This window comes from Streptomyces niveus, from assembly GCF_001723055.1.
GTDB lineage: Bacteria > Actinomycetota > Actinomycetes > Streptomycetales > Streptomycetaceae > Streptomyces > Streptomyces niveus.
In genome coordinates, this window is the sequence record NZ_MDCR01000386.1 from 1 (window position 1) to 8,184 (window position 8,184).

Consider the following 8,184-nt stretch of genomic DNA (forward strand, 5'->3'; position numbering starts at 1 on the left):
GGCGGGGCCGTCCGCCCGCAGGCACGGCCACGGCACGGCACGCACCACGCGCGGTAACACCCCCCGTACGGACATCGCTCCATTCACCCGTATCGCCAACGGAGTCAACGATGCCCCCACGTACGTCCTTACTCGCGACCACCACCCTCGCCCTGCTCGCGCTGGCGGCGCCGCTCGCCGTCGCCGCACCGCCGCAGCCGCCCGCAGTCCGGGCCGCCGCGGCGTGGAACACCGACCGCGCGGCGGAAGCCTTCGCGGCCAGACCGGCGGCCGTCACCACCTCCGGCGTCGAGAACGCCGGCACCCCCGCCGGCGGCGCCTTCGACAACAACCCCGCCACCCGGTGGGCCAGCGACTTCACCGACAACGCCTGGATCCAGATCGACCTCGGCGGCGTCATCCGCGTCAGCCAGGTCAAGCTCGAATGGGAAGCCGCGTACGGCAAGCAGTACGTCCTGGAGATCTCGCGCAACGGCACGGACTGGACCGACTTCTACACCGAGAACGAGGGCACCGGCGGCACCGTCACCGCGCACACGTACCCGCAGGAGGCCACCGGGCGCTACGTCCGGATGCGCGGTGTCGAGCGCGGCACCGCCTGGGGCTACTCCCTCTTCTCCTTCCAGGTCTTCGGCGGCGAACCCGCCCCCGCCGCCACGACGCGCAGCAACCTGGCGCTGAACCACCCCGCCTACGGCGAGCTGTACCAGCACGCGGGCAACTCCCCGGCCTTCGTCACCGACGGCGGCTGGCCCGCCGACCTCAAGGCCGACCAGTCCCGCTGGTCGAGCGACTGGAACCAGAACCGGTGGGTGGGCGTGGACCTCGGCGCCCCGTCCACGATCCAGTCCGTGGACCTGTACTGGGAGGCCGCCTACGCGGTCGACTTCGAGCTCCAGGTCTCCGACGACAACCGCAACTGGCGCACCGTGTACCGGCCTTCGGCGGCGCAGATCGCCGAGCGCCGGGCGAACATCAAGTCACCCGCGGAGGCCGTCGGCAGGCACGACACGATCAACCTGCCCACCCCGGTGAACGGGCGCTACGTGCGGATGCTGGGCAAGGAGCGCCGCTCCTTCTACAACCCGGCCCCGTCGACGGCGCAGTTCGGCTACTCGCTGTACGAGTTCCAGGTCTGGGGCACCGGCGGCAGCGCGGCGGCGGCGTACCCCGCCCTGCCGCAGAACCCGGGCGGCGCCTACCGGCAGACCTTCTTCGACGACTTCACCGGCTCCGGCCTGGACCGCAACAAGTGGCGCGTGGTGCGCACCGGCCAGGAGATGGGCTCCGTCAACGGTGAGTCGCAGGCGTACGTGGACTCGCCGGACAACATCAAGACCCAGAACGGGGCGCTCGTCCTGGAGTCGAAGTACTGCAAGGGCTGCACCACGGTGCCCGGCGGCGGCACCTACGACTTCACCTCGGGCCGCGTCGACACCAACACCAAGTTCGACTTCACGTACGGCAAGGTCAGCGCGCGGATGAGGCTTCCCGTCGGCGACGGCTTCTGGCCGGCGTTCTGGCTGCTGGGCAGCGACGTCGACGACCCGTCGGTGTCCTGGCCGGGCTCCGGCGAGACGGACATCATGGAGAACGTCGGCTACGCGGACTGGACCAGCACCGCGCTGCACGGCCCCGGCTACTCGGCCGCGGGGAACGTCGGCAAGTCGCAGACCTTCCCGGGCGGCGGCCGGGTCGACCAGTGGCACACCTACGCCGTCGAGTGGACGCCGGAGGGCATGATCTTCACCGTCGACGACCGGGTGGTGCAGACGACGTCGCGGCAGAAGCTGGAGTCGACCCGCGGGGAGTGGGTCTTCGACCACAACCAGTACGTGATCCTCAACCTCGCGCTGGGCGGCGCCTACCCGGCCGGGCACAACCAGGTCACCACGCCGTACTGGGGCCTGCCCCAGTCGAGCGTCGACAGGGTCGCGCAGGGCGGTGTGAAGGCCGAGATCGACTGGGTGCGGGTGGAGCAGAAGTAGCCGGCACGCCCCCGTACCTCCCCGTACCCCCATGAGTGACGCACCCGGGCCTCCCCGCCCGGGTGCGCCGCTCGTTCCGGCCCTCCTTCTTGAAGAAGCGGCCTCGCACGCCCCGGCCCCGGCACGCCCTGCCACGGCCCCGTCCGTCCTCGTTCCGTCACATTCCGCCCACTCCGGATCATGGCGCCCTCCGGTACCGTCGGTGACATGAGGACGAGGCTGTTCACCACTCTGTCCGGGTTGCTGCTCGCCTTCACGGGCGCCGCCGTCGTCGCGGCTCCGAGCGCGCACGCAGCCACCGGCCCCGATGCCGTGGCCGAGGCCTTCAAGAAGGGCCCGGTCCATGTCGACCCGCGCGCCTCCGACCAGCTCTCCCGGTCGGACGCCGCCGCGCTGACGAAGAAGATCAAGGACGCGGACAAGCCGGTGTTCGTCGCCGTCCTGCCGCGGTCCGCCGACTTCGATCCGGACGACACCCTCCTCAAGAGGCTGCGGACCGCGACCGGCGTGTCAGGCGTGTACGCCGTACGCCTCGGCGACAGCTTCGACGCCGCCGCCGACGCCCGTAACCTGCCGCCGGACGCCGTGCGTACGATCACCGACGGCGCGAAGGGCACGGGTCCCGTCGGGGCGGCGACGGAGCTGAACAACTTCGTGGACCAGGCACTCGCCGAAACGCGCGGCCAGGCGCCCGCGGGTTGGGACACGTCCTCCGGTGACGGCAGCGACGGCACCGCCGGCGGCAGCGCGACGACCGGGCTGATCACGCTCGGCGGCATCGTGGTGCTGGGCGGCGCGGGCGTGTACGCGGTGCTGCGCCGCAACCGCCTCCGTAAGGAGGAGCGCGACAGGCAGGCCCTCGACAAACTGCGGGTCGTCGTGGACGAGGACATCACCGCCTTCGGCGAGGAACTCGACCGGCTCGACTTCCACCCGGGCGAGAAGGGCGCCGACGACGCGATGCGCGCGGACTACGAGCAGGGTCTGGACGCGTACGAGAAGGCGAAGTCCCTCATGGACCACGCCGAGCGCCCGGACGATGTACGCGGGGTGACCGAGGCGCTCGCGGACGGCCGTTTCTCGCTCGCCGCCCTCGCCGCGCGCCGGGAGGGCAAGCCACTGCCGGAGCGCCGTTCGCCCTGCTTCTTCGACCCCCGGCACGGCCCTTCCGTGAAGGACGTGGACTGGTCGCCCCCGCCCGCCGGCGCGGTCCGTTCGATCCCGGTCTGCGCGGCCGACGCGGCGCGTCTGGAGGACGGCGACGACCCGATGACGCGGATGGTGCAGACCGAGTACGGCCCGCGCCCGTACTACGACGCGGGTCCGGCGTACGGCCCCTGGGCCGGCGGCTACTTCGGCGGCGGCGTGCTCCCTGCCCTGCTGGTGGGCACCATGCTCGGCACCGTCCTGACCACCCCCGCCTACGCCGCGGACTACGGAGGCGGTGACTACACCGGCTACGACGGCGGCTCGGGCGGCGACTTCGGCGGCGGAGACGGCTTCGACGGTGGCGGCTTCGGCGGGGGAGGGGACTTCGGAGGCGGCGGCGGTTTCGACGGGGGCGGTTTCTGACGGTGCCCCCGGACGGCCCCGCCGCCCGCGCTCCGGTACGGGTCAGGCGGCCTGCGGCTGGTTCTTGATCGCGGAGATGTCGAAGACCAGCTTCACCTTGTCGCTGACGACCACGCCGCCGGTCTCCAGCGCCGCGTTCCAGCTCAGGCCCCAGTCCGAGCGGGAGATCGTGGCGCTGCCCTCGAAGCCGACGCGCTCGTTGCCGTACGGGTCGGTGGCCTTGCCGTTGAACTCCAGGTCGATGGAGAGCGGCTTGGTGACGTCCTTGATGGTGAGTTCACCGGTGATGCGGTAGTCGTCGCCGCCCAGCTGCTCGGCGCTCGTCGAGCGGAAGGTCATCTTGGGGAACGTCTCGGCGTCGAAGAAGTCGGCGCTGCGCAGGTGACCGTCACGGTCCGGCGCGCCGGTGTCGATGCTCTCGATCTCGACGTCGATCGACGCGGTGGAGTTCTCCGGCTTCGAGCCGTCCAGGCTCAGCGTGCCCTCGTGCTTGCTGAAGGAGCCGCGGACATTGGTGACCATCGCGTGACGCACGGTGAAGCCGATGCTGCTGTGCGACGGGTCGATGGTGTAGTCACCGGTCAGGTGGGCCAGGTCGGGGTTGACCGGGGCGGTGGCTACGTCGGTGTCGGACTTGCGGTTGAACAGAGACATGGGGTTTCTCCCGGAGGGTGTTTGTTTAGCGTTCAAGCAACGAGCCAGAGCGTAGACCTGTCTCGTTAAAAATTCAACATCTTCCGTCGATCGGGTGACGCGGACCGGAAACGCGACGGTGCCCCGCCGCCCCCTCCGTAGGAGGAGAGGCGACGAGGCACCGGAGGCGCGGGCCTCGGCAGTGGGCCCTCAGGAGCCGACCGACACCGTGAAGCGCACCGGGTTGCCGTCGTGCGCCGCACCCGAGACGTCCGGCTCGCCGTCCGGCCGCACGTCGTCGTACGGGAACGCGTACCCGATCGGGGTGTTGGCGTGCAGCACCCGTGCCCAGTGGTTGGTGGCCGGGGCCTTGTAGTAGTCCGCCGCCGTGGCGCCGTTCGGCTGGTCGGGGTGGGTGAGGAGCGTCGAGCGGTTGAAACCGGCCGCCAGCCGCGCGAGGAGCGCCTTCTTGTCGTCCGAATCGCCCGGGTTGTTCGTGAAGGGGCCGTGGTTGCAGGTGAAGATGTCCTTCGAGGACGGCTTGGAGAAGGTGTGGCCGCCCGCGAAGGTGAGCGTGTCGCCGCTGACCCGGCCGGCCAGCACGCCGCGCCCGCCCTGGAGGTCGATCCTGAGATCCTCGGCGGCGTACTTCTGCCAGACCTGGTCGACGTAGCCGTCGAAGACGTCTCTGAAGGGCATCTCGTCGGGCCGGTCGAAGTACGGCGCCATCGCGTTCTGCGGCGCGATCACCCGCAGGACCTGGCCGTCGGCGCCGCGCGTGATCAGTTTGTCCCACGGCTGACCGTCGGCCGCCGCCTGCGCGGTCAGACCGTCGGCGATCTTCTGGAGGGCGCCCTCGGGCAACGGGGCCACCTCGTGCTTCGCGTCGCCCTCCAGGGTGATCCCGATGGGCAGCGCGGTCACCAGGTCGACGTAGCTGATGTTCGAGTACAGCTGCTGCGGATTGAAGGTGAACTCGGCGAACGACCAGGTGCGGCCGTAGTTGGGGTCGTTCTCGCTCGCGAACGCCGGCTCGACCAGGGACGGACCCGGGTTCAGGAAGAAGTCCAGCGTGTCGTCGCGTACGAAGTAGACGCGCGCGCCGAACATCTGGGGCAGCGTCAGTGTCACGGCCGCGCCGCCCGCCGCGTTGAGCGGAATGGCGCAGTCCACCGGCAGCGGCGTGTTGGCCTCGGCCGGCGACTCCGGCTTGTACACGCTGCCGTCGGCACGGAGCAGCACCCAGCGGTCGGTGCCCTGCTCGTGGCCGGTGACGTACGCGTTGACGGAGCCGGGCAACGACTTGTTCACCAGGGCGAGTTCACAGGTGTCGGCGGCAGCCGACGCGCGGGGGCTGAGAGCGCTTCCCCAGACGGGGTAGGTGAGCGCCGTAGCCGCGGCGGCCGTGCCTGTCAGAAACAGTCTGCGCGATATCACGGATGTTCTCCTGAGATGTGGGGGGAACGCAGTGACGCGCGGTACGTGGGGGGCGCGCCTGCGTCTGCGCCCCACTCTCGTCAGGTGTTCAGGGACGCGTCAAGAGTTATGACTGAGAGCGCTCTCAATGGTTTGCGAGTCTTCACAACCTGACGTCACCCCCGCACCCGCCGTCACCCCCGCCACCCGGAGACCGGACGTATGACCGTCGGCCGGCCACCGGCCGACGTCCGGCTGACATCTGGAGGAACCTCACAAGCGCGAGGGCCTCCGGGCTGTCGATTCGGCCCGCGTCCACTCGGATACTGTCCAGCCCCACCAGGAATCCGGGCGGGAGACTGTGTGGAGTCGACGGCGGCTTTTCGCTCCGTTGTTCGTAGGGTCGGTACATGACCGTTGTGGACCAGACGCCGAGTGAGCCCGTCGACGCCCGTGGGCGTGTGGCCGAGCTGCACTCGCTGCGGGGGCAGGCGCTGAGCGGACCGAGCGAACGCGCGACCGAGGCGCAGCACGCCAAGGGGAAGCTGACGGCGCGCGAGCGTATCGCGCTGCTGCTCGACGAGGGCTCGTTCAGAGAGGTCGAACAGCTGCGCCGGCACCGGGCCACCGGTTTCGGCCTGGAGGCCAAGAAGCCGTACACGGACGGGGTGATCACCGGCTGGGGAACGGTCGACGGTCGCACGGTCTTCGTGTACGCGCACGACTTCCGGATCTTCGGCGGCGCGCTGGGCGAGGCCCACGCCACCAAGATCCACAAGATCATGGACATGGCCATCTCGGCCGGTGCCCCGCTGGTCTCGCTCAACGACGGCGCGGGCGCCCGTATTCAGGAGGGCGTGTCCGCGCTCGCCGGCTACGGCGGCATCTTCCAGCGCAACACCAAGGCGTCGGGCGTCATCCCGCAGATCAGCGTCATGCTCGGCCCGTGCGCCGGCGGCGCCGCCTACAGCCCCGCCCTCACCGACTTCGTGTTCATGGTCCGTGAGACGTCGCAGATGTTCATCACCGGACCCGACGTCGTCAAGGCGGTCACGGGCGAGGAGATCACCCAGAACGGCCTCGGCGGCGCGGACGTGCACGCCGAGACCTCGGGCGTCGCGCACTTCGCGTACGACGACGAGGAGACCTGCATCGCCGAGGTCCGCTACCTGCTGGCGATGCTCCCCTCGAACAACCGCGAGAACCCGCCCGTCGCCGAGTCCGACGACCCGGCCGACCGCCGCTCCGACGTGCTGCTCGACCTCGTCCCGGCCGACGGTAACCGCCCCTACGACATGCGCAAGGTCATCGAGGAGCTCGTCGACGACGGCGACTACCTGGAGATCCACGAGCGCTGGGCCACCAACATCATCTGCGCGCTGTCCCGGCTCGACGGCCAGGTCGTCGGCATCGTCGCCAACCAGCCGCAGTCCCTCGCGGGCGTCCTGGACATCGAGGCGTCCGAGAAGGCCGCGCGCTTCGTCCAGATGTGCGACGCCTTCAACATCCCGATCGTGACCCTGCTGGACGTACCCGGCTTCCTGCCCGGCGTCGACCAGGAGCACGGCGGCATCATCCGCCACGGGGCGAAGCTGCTGTACGCGTACTGCAACGCCACCGTCCCGCGGATCTCGCTCATCCTGCGCAAGGCGTACGGGGGTGCTTACATCGTCATGGATTCCCAGTCCATCGGCGCCGACCTCACCTACGCCTGGCCGACCAACGAGATCGCGGTGATGGGCGCGGAAGGCGCCGCCAACGTCATCTTCCGTAAGCAGATCGCCGAGGCCGAGGACCCCGAGGCCATGCGCGTACGCATGGTCAAGGAGTACAAGGCCGAGCTGATGCACCCGTACTACGCCGCGGAGCGCGGCCTGGTCGACGACGTCATCGACCCGGCCGAGACCCGTGAGGTCCTCGTCTCGGCCCTCGCGATGCTCCGTACGAAGCACGCCGACCTGCCGTCCCGCAAGCACGGCAACCCCCCGCAGTGAGCCCGCGCCCGCCGGACGCCGCACCCGTGCCGCGCACGACACCGGCCACGCCGCCGCCCACCTGCCGAGAAGACGGAGACACGAGCCCGATGAACGCTTCAGCCGACAACTCCCCGCTCCGCGCGGACAGCTCCCTCCTCCGCGTCGAGAAGGGCCAGGCCGGCCCCGAGGAACTGGCCGCCATCACCGCCGTCCTCATGGCGCGCGCCGCCGCCCGCACCGGCGCGGACGCCGCGCCGGCCCACCGGGGCCGCTCCACGGCCGGCTGGCGCCGTCTGGAGCGCACGCCGGGCTTCCGGGCCCCGCACAGCTGGCAAGGCTGATTCCGGACGCTCCAGCGGCCGTACAGCGCCGCGAGAGAACCATGTGAGCCGTCAGAGCCACAACGGCAGAGGCCCCGCACTCCTCGGAGTGCGGGGCCTCTGCCGTTGTCGTCGCGGCGTACGACCCGGCGGACGGCTCAGCGAAGCCGTGCCATGAGTGCGTGTTCGACGAGGGTGATCAGTCCGCTCTTGGCGTCGGCGCGGTGGCGCGCGTCGGTCGTGATGATCGGGGTGTCGGGGCCGATCTGGAGTGCTTCG

At 70.4% G+C, this 8,184-nt stretch carries 6 protein-coding genes and 1 pseudogene; 4 read left to right on the plus strand and 3 right to left on the minus strand.

Annotated elements, in window-relative coordinates; all coding sequences use genetic code 11:
* The first annotated feature begins 110 nt into the window (after positions 1–110).
* Together BHU15_RS33900 and BHU15_RS40565 are read left to right on the plus strand one after the other, a co-directional pair.
* Entirely contained in the window at positions 111–1,988 is a 1,878-nt protein-coding gene (locus BHU15_RS33900; protein WP_069630630.1) for a discoidin domain-containing protein, read from the plus strand.
* A gap of 207 nt (positions 1,989–2,195) precedes the next feature.
* The gene (locus BHU15_RS40565; RefSeq protein WP_069630633.1) at positions 2,196–3,560 is read left to right on the plus strand and encodes a hypothetical protein; all 1,365 of its coding nucleotides are present in this window, start codon (positions 2,196–2,198) and stop codon (positions 3,558–3,560) included.
* A 42-nt stretch (positions 3,561–3,602) separates the two neighbouring features.
* Here the strand turns inward: BHU15_RS40565 and BHU15_RS33910 are convergent, their stop codons facing one another.
* Entirely contained in the window at positions 3,603–4,214 is a 612-nt protein-coding gene (locus tag BHU15_RS33910; RefSeq protein WP_023538425.1) for a YceI family protein, read from the minus strand.
* Positions 4,215–4,403: 189 nt separating this feature from the next.
* Positions 4,404–5,630, minus strand: coding sequence for a glycoside hydrolase family 64 protein (locus tag BHU15_RS33915; protein ID WP_069630631.1), 1,227 nt, complete (start codon positions 5,628–5,630; stop codon positions 4,404–4,406).
* A 389-nt stretch (positions 5,631–6,019) separates the two neighbouring features.
* On the opposite strand from BHU15_RS33915, the gene BHU15_RS33920 reads away from it, so the two are divergent.
* Together BHU15_RS33920 and BHU15_RS33925 are read left to right on the plus strand one after the other, a co-directional pair.
* Entirely contained in the window at positions 6,020–7,603 is a 1,584-nt protein-coding gene (locus BHU15_RS33920) for an acyl-CoA carboxylase subunit beta (RefSeq protein WP_069630632.1), read from the plus strand.
* Positions 7,604–7,692: 89 nt separating this feature from the next.
* Positions 7,693–7,926 (plus strand): acyl-CoA carboxylase subunit epsilon, encoded by a 234-nt coding sequence (locus BHU15_RS33925; protein WP_023538422.1) that lies wholly within the window; start codon positions 7,693–7,695, stop codon positions 7,924–7,926.
* Positions 7,927–8,063: 137 nt separating this feature from the next.
* Here the strand turns inward: BHU15_RS33925 and BHU15_RS33930 are convergent.
* Positions 8,064–8,184, minus strand: a pseudogene (locus BHU15_RS33930) (ATP-binding protein); the annotation flags it as partial.